At 59.9% G+C, this 17144-nt stretch carries 20 protein-coding genes; 8 read left to right on the top strand and 12 right to left on the bottom strand.

Features of this window, described 5'->3' with window-relative positions; genetic code table 11:
* Nucleotides 1-3: 3 nt before the first annotated feature.
* The 4 genes from Q8M73_09910 to Q8M73_09895 form a co-directional block, all read right to left on the bottom strand.
* Entirely contained in the window at nt 4-996 is a 993-nt protein-coding gene (locus Q8M73_09910; GenBank protein MDP2288862.1) for a MoxR family ATPase, read from the bottom strand.
* Nucleotides 993-1778 (bottom strand): trypsin-like peptidase domain-containing protein, encoded by a 786-nt coding sequence (locus Q8M73_09905; protein ID MDP2288861.1) that lies wholly within the window; start codon nt 1776-1778, stop codon nt 993-995. The genes Q8M73_09910 and Q8M73_09905 overlap by 4 nt, the downstream gene beginning before the upstream one ends.
* Nucleotides 1779-1952: 174 nt before the next feature.
* Nucleotides 1953-2591, bottom strand: coding sequence for a hypothetical protein (locus Q8M73_09900; GenBank protein MDP2288860.1), 639 nt, complete (start codon nt 2589-2591; stop codon nt 1953-1955).
* Between the two features lie 23 nt (nt 2592-2614).
* Nucleotides 2615-2944 carry a hypothetical protein gene (locus tag Q8M73_09895; GenBank protein ID MDP2288859.1) on the bottom strand — a complete coding sequence of 110 codons (330 nt, stop codon included), beginning with the start codon at nt 2942-2944 and terminating at the stop codon, nt 2615-2617.
* Between the two features lie 120 nt (nt 2945-3064).
* Here Q8M73_09895 and Q8M73_09890 point away from each other — a divergent pair, with 120 nt between their 5' ends.
* The 5 genes from Q8M73_09890 to Q8M73_09870 all read left to right on the top strand — a co-directional run bounded on the left by Q8M73_09890 (nt 3065) and on the right by Q8M73_09870 (nt 7338).
* Nucleotides 3065-3706: a DUF4190 domain-containing protein gene (locus Q8M73_09890; protein ID MDP2288858.1), complete on the top strand. Its 642-nt coding sequence runs from the start codon at nt 3065-3067 to the stop codon at nt 3704-3706.
* 143 nt (nt 3707-3849) lie between these two features.
* A complete protein-coding gene (locus Q8M73_09885) occupies nt 3850-3999 on the top strand; it encodes a hypothetical protein (protein MDP2288857.1) in 150 nt (49 codons plus the stop codon).
* Nucleotides 3996-4760 (top strand): SDR family NAD(P)-dependent oxidoreductase, encoded by a 765-nt coding sequence (locus tag Q8M73_09880; protein ID MDP2288856.1) that lies wholly within the window; start codon nt 3996-3998, stop codon nt 4758-4760. Before Q8M73_09885 ends, Q8M73_09880 begins: the two co-directional genes overlap by 4 nt.
* A gap of 48 nt (nt 4761-4808) precedes the next feature.
* A complete protein-coding gene (locus Q8M73_09875) occupies nt 4809-6110 on the top strand; it encodes an acyl-CoA dehydrogenase family protein (protein ID MDP2288855.1) in 1302 nt (433 codons plus the stop codon).
* Between the two features lie 277 nt (nt 6111-6387).
* Nucleotides 6388-7338 carry a fatty acid desaturase gene (locus Q8M73_09870; protein ID MDP2288854.1) on the top strand — a complete coding sequence of 317 codons (951 nt, stop codon included), beginning with the start codon at nt 6388-6390 and terminating at the stop codon, nt 7336-7338.
* Between the two features lie 62 nt (nt 7339-7400).
* On the opposite strand, the gene Q8M73_09865 is transcribed toward Q8M73_09870, so the two are convergent.
* The 5 genes from Q8M73_09865 to Q8M73_09845 form a co-directional block, all read right to left on the bottom strand.
* Entirely contained in the window at nt 7401-7820 is a 420-nt protein-coding gene (locus Q8M73_09865) for a hypothetical protein (GenBank protein MDP2288853.1), read from the bottom strand.
* A gap of 85 nt (nt 7821-7905) precedes the next feature.
* Nucleotides 7906-8199 carry a hypothetical protein gene (locus Q8M73_09860; protein MDP2288852.1) on the bottom strand — a complete coding sequence of 98 codons (294 nt, stop codon included), beginning with the start codon at nt 8197-8199 and terminating at the stop codon, nt 7906-7908.
* A gap of 56 nt (nt 8200-8255) precedes the next feature.
* The gene (locus Q8M73_09855) at nt 8256-8462 is read right to left on the bottom strand and encodes a DUF2277 domain-containing protein (GenBank protein ID MDP2288851.1); all 207 of its coding nucleotides are present in this window, start codon (nt 8460-8462) and stop codon (nt 8256-8258) included.
* A gap of 9 nt (nt 8463-8471) precedes the next feature.
* Nucleotides 8472-9674, bottom strand: a complete 1203-nt coding sequence (locus Q8M73_09850; protein ID MDP2288850.1) for a Fic family protein — start codon at nt 9672-9674, stop codon at nt 8472-8474.
* 75 nt (nt 9675-9749) lie between these two features.
* Complete coding sequence (locus Q8M73_09845; protein ID MDP2288849.1) at nt 9750-10967, bottom strand: CoA transferase; 1218 nt, start codon at nt 10965-10967, stop codon at nt 9750-9752.
* A gap of 207 nt (nt 10968-11174) precedes the next feature.
* Between Q8M73_09845 and Q8M73_09840 the strand changes: the two genes are divergently transcribed.
* Nucleotides 11175-12437 carry an MFS transporter gene (locus Q8M73_09840; GenBank protein MDP2288848.1) on the top strand — a complete coding sequence of 421 codons (1263 nt, stop codon included), beginning with the start codon at nt 11175-11177 and terminating at the stop codon, nt 12435-12437.
* A gap of 2 nt (nt 12438-12439) precedes the next feature.
* Here the strand turns inward: Q8M73_09840 and Q8M73_09835 are convergent, their stop codons facing one another.
* The 3 genes from Q8M73_09835 to Q8M73_09825 are packed head-to-tail and all read right to left on the bottom strand — an operon-like array spanning nt 12440 to nt 15509.
* Nucleotides 12440-13423 carry an aldo/keto reductase gene (locus Q8M73_09835; GenBank protein MDP2288847.1) on the bottom strand — a complete coding sequence of 328 codons (984 nt, stop codon included), beginning with the start codon at nt 13421-13423 and terminating at the stop codon, nt 12440-12442.
* 22 nt (nt 13424-13445) lie between these two features.
* Nucleotides 13446-14480 carry an aldo/keto reductase gene (locus tag Q8M73_09830; protein ID MDP2288846.1) on the bottom strand — a complete coding sequence of 345 codons (1035 nt, stop codon included), beginning with the start codon at nt 14478-14480 and terminating at the stop codon, nt 13446-13448.
* A gap of 57 nt (nt 14481-14537) precedes the next feature.
* Nucleotides 14538-15509, bottom strand: coding sequence for an aldo/keto reductase (locus tag Q8M73_09825; GenBank protein MDP2288845.1), 972 nt, complete (start codon nt 15507-15509; stop codon nt 14538-14540).
* 109 nt (nt 15510-15618) lie between these two features.
* Between Q8M73_09825 and Q8M73_09820 the strand changes: the two genes are divergently transcribed.
* Both Q8M73_09820 and Q8M73_09815 read left to right on the top strand, forming a co-directional pair.
* Nucleotides 15619-16215: a TetR/AcrR family transcriptional regulator gene (locus tag Q8M73_09820; protein ID MDP2288844.1), complete on the top strand. Its 597-nt coding sequence runs from the start codon at nt 15619-15621 to the stop codon at nt 16213-16215.
* A gap of 400 nt (nt 16216-16615) precedes the next feature.
* Nucleotides 16616-17092, top strand: a complete 477-nt coding sequence (locus Q8M73_09815; protein ID MDP2288843.1) for a polyketide cyclase — start codon at nt 16616-16618, stop codon at nt 17090-17092.
* The last annotated feature ends 52 nt before the right edge of the window (nt 17093-17144 follow it).

Below are 17144 nucleotides of genomic sequence, written 5' to 3'. Positions count from 1 at the left end.
TGGCTACCGTCGGTCCAACTCAGGCACCGGGGATGCCTTCAGCACTCGATCGATGATGTCGTCGGCCGTCACGCCCTCGGCCAGTGCCTCATAGGACAGCACCAGTCGATGACGAAATACGTCGTGCACGAGATCCTGCACGTCCTGGAAGATCGCGTAGTCACGACCACGAATGAAGGCCAGGGATCGAGCGGCCAAGATGAGGTTGATCGAGGCTCGGGGACTGGCACCAAAGGAGATGAATCGACTCAGCTCGCCAAGTCCCAATGACTCTGGTGCCCGCGTTGCCGTTGCGACTTTGACCGCGTACTCGATGAGACCCGGATCCACAAAGACCAACGCGGCGGCGCGCTGCGCCTGGATCAGCCGATCTGGATTGAGCACCTCATTGATCTGTTCCATCGGCCGCATCATCCGTTCGACGATGACGAACTCCTCGGTCGGGGACGGGTAGCCAACGAGCACCTTCATCATGAAGCGATCCACTTGCGCCTCAGGCAGGGGATAGGTGCCCTCGGACTCGATGGGGTTCTGGGTGGCCATCACCAGGAACGGGTCGGGCACCGGCATGGTCTCGCGGCCGATGGTCACCTGCCGCTCTTGCATGACCTCAAGGAGTGCGCTTTGCACCTTGGCAGGTGCCCGGTTGATTTCGTCGGCGAGCAGCAGATTGGCGAACACCGGACCGGGCACGACTCGGAACTCCCCACTGGGCTGGTGGTAGATCCTGGTGCCAACAACGTCTGCGGGCACCAGGTCGGGAGTGAATTGGATGCGCTGGAAGGTGCCGCCGATGGACTGGGCGAGCGCGTTGATGGCCAGTGTCTTGGCCAGACCCGGCACACCTTCAACGAGCACATGCCCGCGGGCCAGGAGCGCGACGAGAAGACGCTCCAGGAGGTGATCCTGCCCAACGATGGACTTCTTCACCTCATAGAGCACTGCCTCCATCGGTTGGGATAGTTGCCGATTCAATGGCTCGCCTGTCGTGGTCATCTTTCGGGACCCCCGCCTTCTCCTGTTGTGCCAAGTGCGGTGCCGATCGGCACCGCGAAACCGATTCCGATGAAGTAGCCGATGTCAGAGGGGTTGGCAAGGGAAGACACCACGCCGATGACCTGTCCACGGTCGTTCAACAGCGGTCCGCCTGAACTTCCCGGATTCACTGCAGCGTCAAACTGGATGAGCCCGCTCAGACTGACCATTTCGCTGCCGTTGATCGCCCTGTTCAGTCCTGACACCACGCCCTCCGTCGTAGTGGCGATCAGACCGAGGGGGTTGCCCATGGCAACGACCCGATTGCCGACGGCCACGCCACCGCCGAGCACTGCCGGCACGACCAGTTCCGGTCGTGCTTGCGGTGTGAGTGTTGCGACGTCATTGCCCGGATCAGCGAGCACGACGAAGGCTTCCGACTTCGTCCCATCAGCAAACTCAACTTCAATCGACTGGGCATTGCCGACGACGTGGTACGCGGTGAGGATCGTTCCCGCGGCATCGATGACGACTCCAGTCCCCAAGCCTTTGTTCTCACCCTTCACATCGGCAGTCGCGGCCGATTCAGTGCGCACCACGACAAGGGAAGGCAGGATGACTTCGTAGATCTGCTCGGCGGAAAGCGACTTGGGCCCGGTCGCTGAAGCAGATGGCGAGGGCCTGGGCAAAGCGGTGTCCGTGCTGGAGGAGCCGATGCGAAACGCGAGGACGGCTACCAGAGCGAAGCCAAGAACCGCAAGAACGCATGCCCCCACTACCCGAGTCGTTCGGCGCATGCTCATCGGCGATCTCGCCATCAGTTGAGTTGGGGCTGCCTTCTGCAGTCATGCTGCCATCTGATTGAGCATTCAAACAAGGCATCGCTCAGCAAAACAGTGCTCATGAATCTTCCAGATGCCCACCGTTCATCTGGCCGATTCCTGCGTGCAACTCTCACGCCCGGTAGATGTCCTCCATCAGCAGAAGAACATGTCCTGATTGCCGAGCAGGCCCTTGCCCAGAGTCTTGGTCAATGGTCCAACCGTTGCCACAGTTGGTGACGCCCAGGCGATCGGGAACACGACCTTCTTGTCGCCCATCCCACCGAGGTTCCTTCGGATCACCGTGACGCGAATGATCGCCTGGTTGTCCTGAGTGCCAGCCCAACAGGCTGTCGCCTTGGTGCGGTTGGTTGCGCGCGCGACGCTGATCAATGTTGCTGGGGGAGTCTTGCCGCCGAGCACGATGTTGGTCATGCCATCGGTGTCGCCTTCCCACGGCGCACTCACGGTGAATGACGCGCCAGCGGTGTAGGCGGTGGGAACGGTGAGAGTGACAAAGCCGTTCTTGACTAAGGCGCTTGGCCCATCCCAATGATCAGGCTTGCTTGGCTGCACGGTGCTGGCCGGTTCGTTCTTCAATCCGCGTTCCACGCCAATGGTGCAGCCTTCGCAGCCCTTGACGACCAGGGTGACGGTCGTCTTTGGCATCGGTGCTGTTGTCGTGGCACTTGCTGTCGGTGACGGACTCGTCGTCGCGGCGTGGCTGGTCGTGGCAAGCATTGCGGTACTGCTCGCGACAACGGTGATGAGCATGGTGATCGAGCGTGCGCGCATATGGATTGTTCCGTTCGTTTCTCTTAGGCGTTGTCCATGAAGAAGGCGGCGAATACGGGGATCAAAGCCACGAGCGGAACAAAGGCGACGATGATGAGGAACTTGCCGCCCCAGCTCTTGCGACGGGTCAGTGCCCACGCGATCCAGATGCCCGGAATCATGAGCAAAGCCATGAATTCAAAGGCCCAGACGCCGTAGAAGACGAACCAGGCCCACAACTCCAGGTCAGTGCCTTGATCAAACAGGAACACGGTTGCGATGGCGGGCCAAGCGCCCATGACAAAGAGCACGGCCCAGATGATGGAGATGACGATTGGCGCTACTGCATTGCGCGGTTCAGTCATCTGTGTCATGTGCGAACCCTAGTGAATGCGCGTCCAGTAACTTGTGTGCCGCGAGTCCGTCCCAACAGTTTGCTGGACCTGCCATGCTGTGCCCTCAGTCGACATCAGAACTTCGAAAGGACCTATCGCATGAGCGATCAGACACCACCGCCATCGGAAGAGCCGGAGTCGGTTCCGACTCCAGAGCCTGTGGTCTACACACCACCAGCCGATCAGCCTGTTACATACACACCGGCACCACCGGTAACCGTCCCCGCCACTGGCGCGCAGAACGGCACGGGAACTGCTGCACTGATCTTCGGCATCCTGCAGTTCTTCTGCATCCCACTGATTGGCGCAATCCTGGCCATCGTCCTTGGTCGCATTGGCATCAACAAGGCCAAGCGCGGAGAAGCCAGCAATGGCGGCATGGCCAAGGCAGGCTTCTGGCTGGGCATCGTGGGTCTGATCCTCACGATCATCGGCGGCATCATCGCTGTGTTCGTGCTGGTTTTCGCCGTGAACACACTGAGCACCAACACCGATGCCAAGGTCAACTCAGAGACCGGTCTGGCCGACGGTCAGTACCAGATGGATCCATCGATCAACTACACACTCAATGACCGCTGCGGATTCACTGGCGATCCCTATGACGCAACGATGACCGTCGTTGCCAAGGGCGTCACGGTTTCCGGCTCGGGAACAACTGAGTGCGGCACGGCAACCATGGACGTCAGCGTTGTCCGCTTTGATGTCGAAGGCGGCGTGGCAAGGATCATCCAGGTTCAGTAGCACTGGCAGCACTGGGGTGGTCGGGCCATTGGCCCGGCCACCCCAGTCGTCTTTGTTGGGTGTGCTCGGGTTGGCTCCCGGAACTCATGCAACTTTCCTTCGGAGAATCCCATTCTGCATTCAAAGAATGCTATTCTTCAACTATGGCGCAGATGGTGGGGGAGAAGGCCGCTGGTGGCTTGCATCGCTCAGGTGGATTTGCTGAAAAGGCCTCCCCGCTGGCTCCAGTCACGTTGAATCTCATGCAGCCGGCAGCCGAAGGTGCTGCTGGCCGGAGCAGGAGCCGTAGATGAGCTACTTGGAACAACTCTTTGATCTGACTGGCAAGGTCGTGGTCATCACCGGCGGCAGTCGCGGACTTGGCCGCGAGATGACCTTCGGCTGCGCGCAGGCCGGTGCCAACGTGGTCATCGCATCGCGGAATTTCGATACCTGTGCTGAAGTCGCCGCGGAGGTCACGGCACTCACTGGTCGCGAGGCGATGGCCTACGGACTGCACGTGGGTCGCTGGGAGCAGCATGAGGCCTTCACTGACGCGGTGTATTCCCGCTTCGGCAAGGTCGACTGCCTGATCAACAACGCGGGCATGTCACCCATCTACGACAAGAACACTGATGTCACCGAGCAGATGTTCGACAGTGTGGTGAACCTGAACTTCAAGGGGCCCTTTCGACTCACCGCATTGATGGGGGAGCGGATGGCTGCCGCCGGCTCTGGCTCGATCATCAATGTGTCGTCCACCGGCTCCTTGCGTCCTGGCCCCAACATCATTCCGTACGCCGGAGCAAAGGCCGCGTTGAATGCGATGACCGAAGGCTTCTCCAAGGCCTTTGGGCCCTACGTACGTGTGAACACCTTGATGCCTGGGCCATTCCTTTCAGATGTGTCCAAGGCCTGGGACGTTCCGCAGACCACGGCCTCCTTGCAGAACACGCAAGCGCTGCAACGCATCGGCAATCCGCCGGAGGTCGTGGGCCTGGCGATCTACTTGGCGTCTGATGCATCAAGTTTCACCACGAGTGCCACCATCCGCTGCGACGGCGGGCTGTACTAGATCCCTTTCTCAACCCCACATATTTGTTCACAACCATAGGAGCGCATGATGGCAATTGATTTCCGAGTAGAGCCCGAGTTCCAGGAGCTGCTGGACTGGACTCGCGAGTTCGTCAAGACCAAGATCAAGCCGATCGATCTTGTCTGGCCGCACGATGTCTACAAGGACATGACGCCACAGCAGGCCGCGATCATCAATCCGCTCAAGGACGAAGTGCGCGCCAAGAAGCTGTGGGCCTGCCACCTGGGGCCAGAGCTCGGCGGCCAGGGCTACGGCCAACTGAAGCTGGCCTTGATGAACGAGATCCTGGGCACCTCACGCTGGGCGCCTCGGGTGTTCGGCACCCAGGCACCTGACACCGGAAACGCCGAGATCATCGCCCACTTCGGCACCGACTGGCAGAAGGAGGCCTACCTTGAGCCATTGCTCGAAGGCGGCATCGTGTCCTGCTACTCGATGACCGAGCCTCAGGGCGGCGCCGACCCAGGCGTGTTCACCACCAACGCCCACAAGGAAGGCGATGAGTGGGTCATCAACGGCCGCAAGATCTGGTCATCCAATGCTCGTTGGGCCACCTTCTTCATCGTGATGGTCGTCACTGATCCTGATGCACCTGTGACCTCCCGCTTCTCGATGTTCCTGCTGCCGCGCGATACACCGGGCATCACCATCGAGCACAACTTCGGTATTGCCGGCGAAGGACCAGAGGATGTCTCTGAGGGTCTGGTCAGCTACAAGAACGTGCGCGTCAGCGACGACGCCATGCTCGGCGGGGTTGGCGAGGCCTTCAAGGTTGCGCAGACCCGACTCGGTGGAGGTCGCGTGCACCACGCCATGCGCACCATCGGCAACTGCCAGGAGTTCCTGGACATGATGGCCGAGCGCGCACTTTCGCGTTCGACCAAGGGCACTTTGCTGGCTGAGAAGGAGTCGGTGCAGACGATGCTCGCGGATTCCTACATTGATCTTCAGCAGCTGCGTCTGTTCGTGCTCTACACCGCGTGGCAGATCGACGAGTACATGGACTATTACCGCGTGCGCAAGGACATTGCAGCAATCAAGGTGCAATGCGCGCGGGTGTACGAGCGCATCGCCACACGTGCCCTGCATCTGCACGGTGCCATTGGCTCATCGACTGCTCTGCCATTTGCCGGGGCCCTGCTCGGCGCTCAGATCATGGCACTGGTCGATGGACCAACCGAGGTGCACCTGGCCACAGTCGCCAAGCAGCTGCTGCGCGACTACAAGCCGACCGCAAGCGTGTGGCCGACCTACCTCATCCCGAACATCACCGCAGATGCTGAATTGGCGTTGCTCGGCAAGGAGCTGACCGAGCGCGTTCCGGAGTAGCGCACCAGATTTATCCCACAAAGTATTTATTGAGTCGCAGATCTGCAGGATTGAGCCCGTGGGGCGGGTGGCGGAGCAGCACCCCCTCACGGGCTTACCTGATGCTTACATGTGATGTGCCTGACACTTGGTGATATCCATTTCGATGGACTTGTGCCCTCGTGCGACACTGACAGAGTTCGAATAAGGACTTGCCAATAGGTGAAGCGGAACGCGAACGATTTTCTATCTATAGGCAGATGATGACTTTTTCCAGCACTCGTGTTTGTCCTCTCGCGTGACCACCGATACCGCGACCCGACCTGAACCAGCAGCCTCATCGGCAGAGCCCACGCAGAGTCCTGGATGGATCAAGAACCTCGTTCTCGGCATGTTCGTCGCAGTGCCGCTAGCCGCGCTTCTCGGCGCGCTGCCGCTGGCCATCATCATCGGCTGGGTGTCCGTCGTGGACATCATCATGATGGTCGCGCTCTATTACATCGGCGTGCATGGCGTCACGATCGGCTATCACCGTCTCTTCACACACAACGCCTTTCGCGCGGGCCCATTCATGCGTGGCTTCCTTGCCGTGGCCGGCAGTGTCGCAGTTGAAGGCCGGGTGGTGGACTGGGTTGCCGATCACCGCAAGCATCATCAGTTCTCTGACCAGGCACGTGACCCGCACTCACCTTGGGCCTATGGCACTGGCCTGCGCCACCTGCTGCGCGGCTTCCTGCACGCACATGTCGGCTGGCTGTTCACCTATTCGGGCACGGACGCCAAGAAGTACGCACCAGATCTGATTGAAGACCGGGCACTTGTGCGCATCAGTCGCCTATGGCCACTGATCGCTGTGATCACCTTTGTGATTCCAGTTGCCATCGGCTTTGCCTTTGATGGCTGGTGGGGCGCGCTGCGGGCCTTCTTCTGGGCCGGGCTGGTTCGCGTTGCCCTTGTCCACCACATGACGTGGTCGATCAACTCCATCACGCACATCTTCGGCAAGAAGCCATTCACCAGTCGCGACAAGTCAGGCAACATCGGCTGGATCGCGGTTGTGGGCTGCGGCGAGAACTATCACAACTACCACCACGCGGATCCCAGCAGCGCTCGTCACGGCGTGCTACGCGGTCAGCTCGACAGCAGTGCGCGCATCATCCGGATGCTCGAGGGTGTTGGACTGGTGACCGATGTGAAGTGGCCAAGCCAGGCGCGCATCAACAAACTACGCGTGAAGAAGCCGGCCTAAGAAGCTGGCACAAATGTGCAATGAGCCTGGTCCCTGACCAGGCTCATTTGCTTGCTGCGGCCCTACTTGTCGACGTCGAGATCCAAAGTCAGATGGCGCATGTAGCCGCGTGCGTGCCGACGGGCATCTTCTGGACGCATCTTCCAGGTCGTGGCCCAGTCGCCGCCCGGCTGACCGGTGGCATTGACGACGTAGGCAGCGATGCCGGCCTCAGCTGTTTTTGGCCAGCCGTCATTGGCAAGAATCTGCTCCATCCCATCAAGGATGCGTCCCAGGCGGCGAACAGTGGTGTCGACCTCAAAGCGCTTGATCACCTGGGCGTAGGTCATTGGACGGTCGCCACCTGAGAAGGCATCAGTCTTCACGTAATCCAGAAATGGCCCCTTCAACTGCAGTGCCAATTCATGCTCATTTGCTGTGTGGGTGAGCTTGGGATTCATGGTGCAGATCTGACAAGTGCCATTCGTGGCGATTGGGTCCATACCTGCGAATGTAACGGCAAGGCCTATGGCTGCGTAACCACCCATGGGCAATTGTCCAAGAATCGGACTGTGCGCCTCATGGAAGTCAGGCAACCCTCCCGGGTACGTATGGCAAGACGGCATCAGCTGAATAGCCGTAGTGGTTGGCGGCGATGCCAGCCAGACAGGTGTCGCGCAGCCAAGTCACCTCATTGGTAGGCAAGCTCAGGAAGATGACCGTGGTGTCGGGATGCTTCAACGTGAAGTTCCAGCATTCACTGTGGACGGCAGCAACTTCTACTGGAGATTGCGCTGTGAGGATGTGCCGCTGCAATCGAGAGGAGTAGACCTCAAGGATTCGCTCGAGATCTGTGCCATGCATGGTTACTTGGGTCGCCATGGCCACACGATTGCGCAGCTACATTGCCAGTGAATGAACATTGATGAACGCTGTGACTACCCCTTGACCACAAGTTGGTCGAGCAATCGTGCGGTGGCCTGCGCTACGGCTGTGACGGCCTGGTCGAACGCCTCCTTGTTATGCGCGGCGGGTGCTCGGAAGCCGCTGATCTTGCGCACGTATTGCAGCGCGGCTGCCTCGACGTCGGTCGGACCGACATCTTCAGTGAACGGTGGGCGAAGGGTCTTGATGCTTCGGCACATGGAAGAAGGCTAAGCCCGAACCTTGCCTGCTCTGGCCTCAATTCGCCGACCGAGATCCTCCAACTCGTCGATCAGCGCTGAGGCACCCCATATCTGATTGCGGGTGCGATGGCTGAGGGGGCGAATGATGCCCGCAGCGTGCAATCGATTCACCGCGGTATAGACAGCGGCCGTAGTGACGCTCAGCTGGCTCTGGATATCTGCGACGGCTATTGCCGGATGTGTCAGAAGCAACTCCAGGATGCGCAAGGCTGCACTGTCGCTGCGAGTAGGACCCAGTTCGTCTCGCCACTGAGTTGGGATGTCCTTCAGTCGAACGGCTGTCGCGGCGGATTCATCTGTGGCAATTTGCGATGCTGTCACGAAGCTCATCACGATTGGCTCAGCATCACCCGCGCGGAAGCTTTCAAGCGCGGCGAAATATTCGTCTTTTCGCGCGACAAGCGCTGATGCAAGAGGAATGACGATTTGTGTTGTCGTTCCTCGCACTCGAAGAATTGCATTGACCAGCGCTCTGCCGATACGTCCGTTGCCGTCGGTGAATGGGTGAACTGTTTCGAACTGCGCGTGTGCAATTGCTGCCAGTAGAAGGCTTGGCATGTGTGTGCGATTTGAGAATTGCACGATGTCGTCAAAGAGTGCTGGGACTAGTTCGGGTGGGGGAGGTGCGAGTAGTGCATCTCGGGGGGAGTAGTCGCTGCCGCCCACCCAGTTTTGCATCGTGCGAAGATGCCCGGCATACGGGAGTTCCGATGCATCTGCTGCCATCAGTGCTGCCTGCGCTCGCAAGAGATCTGAGCCGGTGATCACTTTGCTAACAGAGATGCTGTCCATCAACTCGCGCGTTGCCCTTGTTGCATCAACCATTGCTACTGCCGAGCTATTGCCCTTGTTGCCATACATCGCTCGGGCATAGTCATCGATTGAGGCAACGATCTGCTCGATCTTTGAGGAGGCAACTGATTCGGTTCGCAGCAACAGCCCGCCAAGTGCTGTCAATGACTGGCCATGGGAGGCGTCAAGAGCGGAGATTGCCCGCGTGTTGTCCTCAAGGAGCATTGCAAGCTCTGCGGGCAGCCCAAGAGTTCGGTCGCCAAGGAATTCGGGAATCGTTGTGGTGACTTCCTTGAGAAGTCGGTCTTCACGCAGGCCAGCCCGAACGCTCTGCTGCCATGGCCTGGTTTCTTTGCGTGCTTCAGGCCATGGCAACATGGAGCAATTCTATAGTTATTCTAGTTTAGACACCATAAACTACAATAACTTGGTGGATATTCCAGTTTATGGCTCTCAAGCGACGATGCGCGATGCGCGCAGCTCTGCAATGCGAGCCGCATCCAGGCCAACGATGTCTCGCAGGATGTCGTCGGTGTCAGCGCCGAAGTCCGGTGCTGGGCGGCCCGGTCCTGCGTCCTGATCGAACATCACTGGCGGCATGACCACTGCTGGCGTGCCAGGCTCGTCAGTTGGCACGCGAACCATGCCGTTGGCCTGAGCCTGTGGGTCCTCGTACATCTCCTGCGCGTTCTGCACTGGAGCCCACACGCCCTTGGATGGCAGCAGGATGACCTTCCATTCAGCCAAGGTCTTGGTCGCGAAGATCTCGTCCATGATCGCCATGAGGGCTGGCGAATTGGCCATCCTGTTTGCTGTTGAGTCAAAGCGCGGATCCGTGATGAGCTCGTCGTGCTTGAGCAGGCGAGCCAGGTCCTCAAACTCATCCTGGTGATCACCCAGGAATGACATATAGATGAAGCGACCATCACCGGTCTTGTAGTTGGTGCCCGACCATTGGCTGAGGGTGCGGTCAACGAACTGGCCGAACATTGCTGGCCCGCCAGGGCCAAAGCCAGCGCTGATGATCGCCGGTGCGTTGAACCAGGCGGCGGTGCCCATCAGTGATGAGTCCACAACCGGTGCTTCCCCCGTGCGCTCGCGCTTGAGCAGAGCGGCGCAGATGCCGCCAGCGAGCACGAGCCCTGACATGCCGTCGCCATGACCGACCATGCTTGGCGGGTTCTGGGTGTTGGTGACCTGCATGGCAGCCACGCTGAGTGAGCCACGTGACCACCAGCTGGCAGCGTCATAACCGCCACGCATGTTCTCTGGTCCAAGTGGGCCAGCGCCGGTGCCCTTGGCATAGATCAGCCTGGGGTTGATCTTCCTGAGGTCATCAACGTCGAAGCCGAGCTTGGTGCGGGTCTTTGGCAGGAAGCTGGTCAGGAAGACATCGGACTCCTTGACCAACGCGTAGAGAGTCTCGCGACCTTCATCGGTGGCCAGGTTCAGCGCCAGTGAGCGCTTGCCGCGGTTGTAGTGCTTGAACATCCATGCCGCGCCGCCTGGCTCAAGTGATCCGCCCGCGAACAGGCGCATCGGGTCTGGGGAGTTGGGATTCTCAATGTGGATGACATCGGCGCCCCACTCGGCGAGTACGCGTGCGGCGGATGGGCAAAAGGCCCACATGGTCAGGTCAAGAACGCGAAAGCCATCAAGCATGCCGCTCATCGATACTCCGTTTCAGTTGCCCGCGAGGTGGTGGTTGGGGCGTCACCGTGAATGGTTCGACAACTTAGGCAGGCTCAGGGTCATCGTCAACGGAAATGGCCAAACTGCCGCTGTTCTCAGGAATGCGCATCGCAAATCGGTCATACTGCTCCAACGCCGCGGAGCCCATCAGCCCGCGAGCCATCGGCCCGGGAGTAGGCGCACTTCGTGACGACTGCAGTTCGCACTGTGCACGGCTGGAAGCGCAACAACTACGCCGCGACCCTTGCCGTGGCATTGGTAGCCACCACCTTCTCCTTCACCGCTCCATTCCTGCCCCTGTATCTGGAGGAGATGTCGGATCTCTCCGGACCCGAGGCAGCGATGTGGGCGGGCATTGCCACCGGCCTTGGCGGCTTCTTCATGTTTGTCTCGGGCCCGATCTGGGGAGCGCTGGGTGACAGGTACGGGCGCAAGGCGATGCTCGTGCGTGCGTGCTTTGGTGGTGCTCTCGGCTTGCTGCTCATTGGGCTGGCGACTTCGGTCTGGCAGATCGTGGCGATCCGCGCCTTCATTGGCTTCATGGCCGGCGCCGGTCCGGCCGGCATGGCCTTGGTCTCGGCATCCACGCCGCCGGATCAGATGTCGCGCTATCTGGGACGCTTCCAAGGCGGGGTCATGGTGGGCACCGGTGCCGGCCCAGTTATCGCCTCGGTGCTCATTGCCATCTGGAGCTACAAGACCACCTTCATCATCGGTGGCATCCTGATGTTCTCCGGGACCATCGTGGCGATGCTCATGATCAAGGAGCCCGCGCGACCTCCCGTTGTTGCGTCAGTCAACGGCGTGCCCAAGGCCTCAGGCTTCAAGTCGATCATGGCGTCGCCGATTGCTCGTTCGGCTTTGATCCTGGTACTGCTGCTTGGCCTGGCTGCGCCGATGATCCAACCGATCCTTCCCACCTTCGTGGTGTCGATGCTTCCCCCTGACGCGAACAGCACGGCGATCATTGGCTGGATGTTCTTTGCCATCGCGGTGAGCATGGCCATTGGTGCGGTCTACTCCGGGCGGATCCTGTCGCGCATCGCGCACACGCGGGTACTGCTGTGGTCCACGATCGGGATTGCGGTCTTCCTGGTTCCGATGATCTTCGTGCAGAACATGCTTGTCTTCTCAGTGCTGCTCATCGGGATGTCGCTGTTCGCTGGAATGCTGGCAACCGGAAGTGCATCGCTGCTGCCGACTCTGGTCTCGGCTGCTGCGCTCAGCGCAATCTTCGGCCTGTATCAAAGCGTGCAGGCGCTATCGGGGCAGATGGCCCCGGCTATTGGCGGCATCATCGCGGCACGATTTGGGTACCCCGCGGTATTCGCAATTGCGGCGGCGACCTTGCTGCTGCTTGGCCTGCCGATGTACTACTACTTCAAGAAGGTCGTGCGCACACACGGCGATGACCCGGCAATCCTTGAAAGGCCAGTGCAGGCCAACTGAGATCACTCCCAGACGGGTGTGCGCCCCCCGGCATAGCGCTCGCCGAATGAACCATTGGGCAGGATCTCAAGGATTGTGGCCAAGTCCGCTGCGCTGAGTTGCAGCTTGGCGGCGCCGACGTTCTCTTCAAGACGCTTGGGGCTCTTGGTGCCTGGGATCGGCACGATGTCATCGCCTTGAGCCAGCAACCACGCGATTGCGAGCTGGGCAACGGTGCCGCCCTTGCTCGCGGCCAGTTCCTTGAGCTGGGCAACGGCGTTCATGTTGGCGTCAAAGTTCTCACCCTGCCAACGTGGATCGTGGCGACGCATGTCATCTGCCGCGTACTCATCTGGCCTGCGAACATCGGCCGTCAGGAAGCCACGACCCAGCGGTGAGTACGACACGAAGCCGATGCCCAACTCACGCGTCATCGGCAGCACGGCGTCCTGGACATCGCGCTCGAACACCGAGTACTCGGTCTGGAGCACCGAGACCGGCTGCACGGCATGCGCGCGCTTGATGGTCTGCGGCCCGGCTTCGCTCAAGCCGAAGTACCGAACCTTGCCGGCGTCGATGAGTTCCTTCACCGCGCCGGCAACATCTTCGATCGGCACCTCGGGATCAACGCGGTGCTGATACAGCACATCGATGTAGTCGGTGTTGAGGTAGCGCAGGCTGTTCTCGGCCACCTGACGGATGTTCTCTGGTCGGCTGTCGACGCCGCCGGGGCGGCCATCGACGAACTTGAAGCCGAACTTGGTGCACAGCACCACCTGATCACGGAATCCGGCTACCGCCTTGCCGAGCAGGATCTCGTTGGATCCAGTGCCACGGCCATAGAGCTCGGCGGTGTCATAGAAGTCGACTCCAAGCTCGAAGGCTCGATGAATGGTGGCGATGCTCTCGGCATCATCGGCTGGGCCGTAGGCCATGGTCATGCCCATGGTGCCCAGGCCGATGGCATTGGCCTTTAGCCCCTGATTGCCAAGAATGCGCTGTTGCATTGCTGCTCCTTTGATGTGGTGGTCAGGCCAGGCTGCGTCGACGACCGGCCGGAGTCATGGCGGGCAGGGCCCAACCCGAATCCATGCCATCCAGGATTTCACCTGGAGCCACGATCTGGTCGATCTGATCGAGCACTTCCTGGCTCAACTGGATTTCATCAGCGCCGATCTGGGTCACGAGCTGGTCCATCGTGCGAGGGCCGATGATGGCGGAGGTGACACCGGGGTGCTCGAGCACGAATGCGATGGCCATTTGCGGCAAGGTGAGGCCAGCATCAGCGGCGAGCTTGCCGAGTGCGTCGGCTGCCACCAACTTGGCCCGGTTCTCTGGTAGCGAGGGATCAAGAGCACCGGTTGATTTGCGGATGCCGGCGCTGGTGGAGTCGGTTGAGCCCTCCAGCTTGTAGCGGCCACTGAGCCAGCCACTTGCCAGCGGACTCCATGTGAGGGTGCCCATGCCGTACTTCTGGGCCGTAGGCAGGACGTCGCGCTCGATGCCGCGCACGAAGATCGAGTACGGCGGCTGCTCGGCGACCACCCGATTGAGATTCTTGCGATCGGCCAGCCACTGGCCTTCCACGATCTCCGTCGCGGGGTAGGTCGACGTGCCGATGTAACGGATCTTGCCCTGATGTACGAGGTCATCAAGTGCCCGCAGTGTCTCTTCGAAATCCGTGCCGGGCTCGGGACGGTGCACCTGGTAGAGGTCGATCCAGTCGGTCTGCAGGCGCTTCAGTGAATCCTCGACCTCCTTGATGATCCAGCGGCGGGAGTTGCCGCGCTTCAGTAGATCGGTGCGGTGCATGGGGTTGTGGAACTTGGTTGCCAGCACCACGTCATCGCGCCTGCCGATCAGTGCCTTGCCAACGATGGTCTCGGATTCACCGAAGGAGTACATGTCGGCGGTGTCGATGAAGTTGATGCCGCTGTCCAGGGCCTTGTGGATGATCGAGATGCAGCTGTCGTGGTCGGGCTCACCCCAACGCCCGAACATCATTGCGCCCAGGCAGAGCTGGGAGACGTAGACGCCAGTGGAGCCAAGTGCACGAGTTGTCATGAGGAGTTGCCTTTCAATTGTGTTGGAAATTGCGAAAGAAGACTCGAGTGCCCTTGGCTATTGGAAGCCAACGACCGGGTGCGGCTTGTAGGGCGCTTCAAGGCTGGCGATGTCCTCGGGACTCAACTTCACCTGGAGTGCTTCGACTGCATCGGTGAGGTGATGCTCCTTGGTGACGCCGACGATTGGTGCGACCACGCCAGGCTTGCTGAGCACCCACGCCAGTGCCACCTGAGCGCGAGGGACGCCATGCTTCTCAGCTACTTCAGCAACCCGCTCGACGATCACTTGATCCTCATCCAGATACAGGTTCTTGCCGAATTCATCGGTTTCACTGCGTGCGCTCGTCATTGACCAATCACGAGTCAGTCGGCCACGGGCAAGTGGACTCCACGGGATCAAACCGACGCCCTGGTCCACGCACAGCGGATTCATCTCTCGCTCTTCTTCGCGCTGCAGCAGGTTGTAGTGATTCTGCATCGAGATGAAGCGAGTCAGGTGCTTGGCGTCAGCGGTGTACTGGGCCTTGGAGAACTGCCAGGCCCACATCGATGAAGCGCCGATATACCGCGCCTTGCCGGCTTTCACCACATCGTGCAGAGCCTCCATCGTCTCCTCGATCGGGGTGCGGCGATCGAAGCGATGGATCTGATAAAGGTCGACGTAGTCAGTGCCAAGGCGCTTCAGGCTTGCGTCGATCTCAGTCATGATCGATTTGCGCGACAGTCCCTGCGCATTGACGTCCTTGCGCATTGGTCCGTTGACCTTTGTGGCGATGACCACTTCTGCACGCGGGATGTAGTCAGCGAGAGCTCGTCCCAGGATCTCCTCACTGGTGCCATCGGAATAGACATTGGCGGTATCAAAGAAATTGATGCCAAGTTCAATGGCCGCCTTGATGAGTGGCCGGCTGGCCTCTTCGTTCAGACTCCACGGATGCGGTCCGCGCTCGGGGACACCGAAACTCATGGCGCCAAGGCAGATGCGGGACACGGACAGACCTGAGCGACCAAGCTTGGCGAAATGCACGGTGGGCAGCACCCTTCGATCGTGGCGACGGGAAAGCAGTGTGGTGACTGGAAAGTAGTCGGTGTCAACATCACAGTCAACCGCGTTCGCACGCCGGTACAGTGAGCGGGTGTCCAGCGCCCCTACGCCCTATCACCACGGTGATCTGCGCAGCGCCCTGCTGGATGCAGCAGAACAGTCCCTGCGTGAAGGCGGGGCCGCAGACATCTCCCTTCGAGGTCTGGCTCGTCAGCTCGGCGTCAGTCATGCAGCCCCTCGTCGTCACTTTGCCGACAAGCAGGAATTGCTGGATGCCGTCGCTGAATTGGGCTGGAGCCGGGTCGATGAGCAGATGCGCCTCGCCGATGAATCAGTGGCCAGCCAGGATCTTGAGGCACACCTCATCGCCCGCGGTATCCGCTACGTGCGCTTTGCGATCTCAAATCCGGCACTCATCGAATTGATGTTTGCGTACAAGACTTCAGGCCGTCGCCCGCCGCCACCTGAGGGCATGATCGGACCGAGTTCGATCGATCTGCTTGTGGATGCGCGACGCAGGGGAGAGCTCGCGGTGTCGTCGGGCCAGTTGGCTCGATCAGTGTGGGCGCAACTGCAAGGCATCGCCGCCTTGGCCATTGGTGGGTTCATCCCTGATGTCGATCTGGATGCAGCGGTGGCTGCCGGCATTGAGCAGCTCATGGTGAATACCTCTTCTGCTCTTGCCTGAGAAATGATGTGAATGATCAAAGCGCGTGCATCCTTGGATGCGTCATAGCTGACCAGTTGTAGTTCAGCCCGACTTCACACGAGTGCTCATCGATTGCGCGAACGTCGTATCACCGCCAATAGCCGGTGGGAGCGCGGCCACCGGCGGATGGCCTCCATTCAAGTGCAGATTCGGGGGCTGCAGTGTGGGAATTGAATTGTGCACAATAGAATTTGCATCTGCAAAGTTGCCGCAAGTTCTCCTTGAGTCCGGCATCTAGAATGTGAAGGGCGAACTGAACCACAGATATCGGTATCGCTTTTCCAAGTGAGAGCCCCCGCAAATGGCCTACAAAGTTGATTGCGGGGGCTTCACGCCCGCCATTCCTCTGGCGCCCCCACGTCATACTCCAAGGAATCACATGTCCACTGAAGAGCGCATTTCATCCACTCGAGTCATTGCCGCCCCAGCCTCGGCCATCTACGCGCTGGTCTCCAGTCCCGAAGGTCACGTGCAGATTGATGGATCCGGCATGCTCGTGGCCGCGCCTGACAGCAAACAGGTCACTGCCGTGGGTGACACCTTCTTGATGCACATGGACCGTGCGCCACTTGGCGACTTCCCTGACATGGGCAAGTACGACGTCACGGTGATCATCACCAACATTGCAGAGGACCAACTCGTTGAATGGGGAATTCTGGCCAATGACGGAAAGCCCTTCGGCTATGTCTATGGCTACGCACTCAAGGCTGTCGGCGGCAACTCAACTGAAGTCACTTCGTACTGCGACTGGAGTGGATTGTCAGAGAAGCGCAAGGCGCGCATCGCTTTTCCGATCGTGCCGTTGAGCATGATGGTCAAGTCCCTGGATAACCTCGAGGCAATCGTGACGAAGTAATTGCTGGCTAGCTTGCTTCGTGGAAGGGCGCCTTCGTCGTCGACGATCTCCT

The sequence above is a fragment of the Actinomycetota bacterium genome (assembly GCA_030684515.1).
Classification (GTDB): domain Bacteria; phylum Actinomycetota; class Actinomycetes; order S36-B12; family S36-B12; genus UBA11398.
Note: the sequence above shows the minus strand (reverse complement) of the source record. Positions and strands in the feature narration are given on the sequence as shown.

Coding starts and splice junctions, on each gene's coding strand:
- Q8M73_09910 (MDP2288862.1), bottom strand. CDS start 996: ATGACCACGACAGGCGAGCCATTGAATCGGCAACTATCCCAACCGATG.
- Q8M73_09815 (MDP2288843.1), top strand. CDS start 16,616: ATGTCCACTGAAGAGCGCATTTCATCCACTCGAGTCATTGCCGCCCCA.
- Q8M73_09875 (MDP2288855.1), top strand. CDS start 4,809: ATGGCAATTGATTTCCGAGTAGAGCCCGAGTTCCAGGAGCTGCTGGAC.
- Q8M73_09865 (MDP2288853.1), bottom strand. CDS start 7,820: ATGGACCCAATCGCCACGAATGGCACTTGTCAGATCTGCACCATGAAT.
- Q8M73_09830 (MDP2288846.1), bottom strand. CDS start 14,480: ATGACAACTCGTGCACTTGGCTCCACTGGCGTCTACGTCTCCCAGCTC.
- Q8M73_09905 (MDP2288861.1), bottom strand. CDS start 1,778: ATGAGCATGCGCCGAACGACTCGGGTAGTGGGGGCATGCGTTCTTGCG.
- Q8M73_09835 (MDP2288847.1), bottom strand. CDS start 13,423: ATGCAACAGCGCATTCTTGGCAATCAGGGGCTAAAGGCCAATGCCATC.
- Q8M73_09855 (MDP2288851.1), bottom strand. CDS start 8,462: ATGTGCCGAAGCATCAAGACCCTTCGCCCACCGTTCACTGAAGATGTC.
- Q8M73_09885 (MDP2288857.1), top strand. CDS start 3,850: ATGGCGCAGATGGTGGGGGAGAAGGCCGCTGGTGGCTTGCATCGCTCA.
- Q8M73_09860 (MDP2288852.1), bottom strand. CDS start 8,199: ATGGCGACCCAAGTAACCATGCATGGCACAGATCTCGAGCGAATCCTT.
- Q8M73_09880 (MDP2288856.1), top strand. CDS start 3,996: ATGAGCTACTTGGAACAACTCTTTGATCTGACTGGCAAGGTCGTGGTC.
- Q8M73_09890 (MDP2288858.1), top strand. CDS start 3,065: ATGAGCGATCAGACACCACCGCCATCGGAAGAGCCGGAGTCGGTTCCG.
- Q8M73_09900 (MDP2288860.1), bottom strand. CDS start 2,591: ATGCGCGCACGCTCGATCACCATGCTCATCACCGTTGTCGCGAGCAGT.
- Q8M73_09895 (MDP2288859.1), bottom strand. CDS start 2,944: ATGACACAGATGACTGAACCGCGCAATGCAGTAGCGCCAATCGTCATC.
- Q8M73_09845 (MDP2288849.1), bottom strand. CDS start 10,967: ATGAGCGGCATGCTTGATGGCTTTCGCGTTCTTGACCTGACCATGTGG.
- Q8M73_09850 (MDP2288850.1), bottom strand. CDS start 9,674: ATGTTGCCATGGCCTGAAGCACGCAAAGAAACCAGGCCATGGCAGCAG.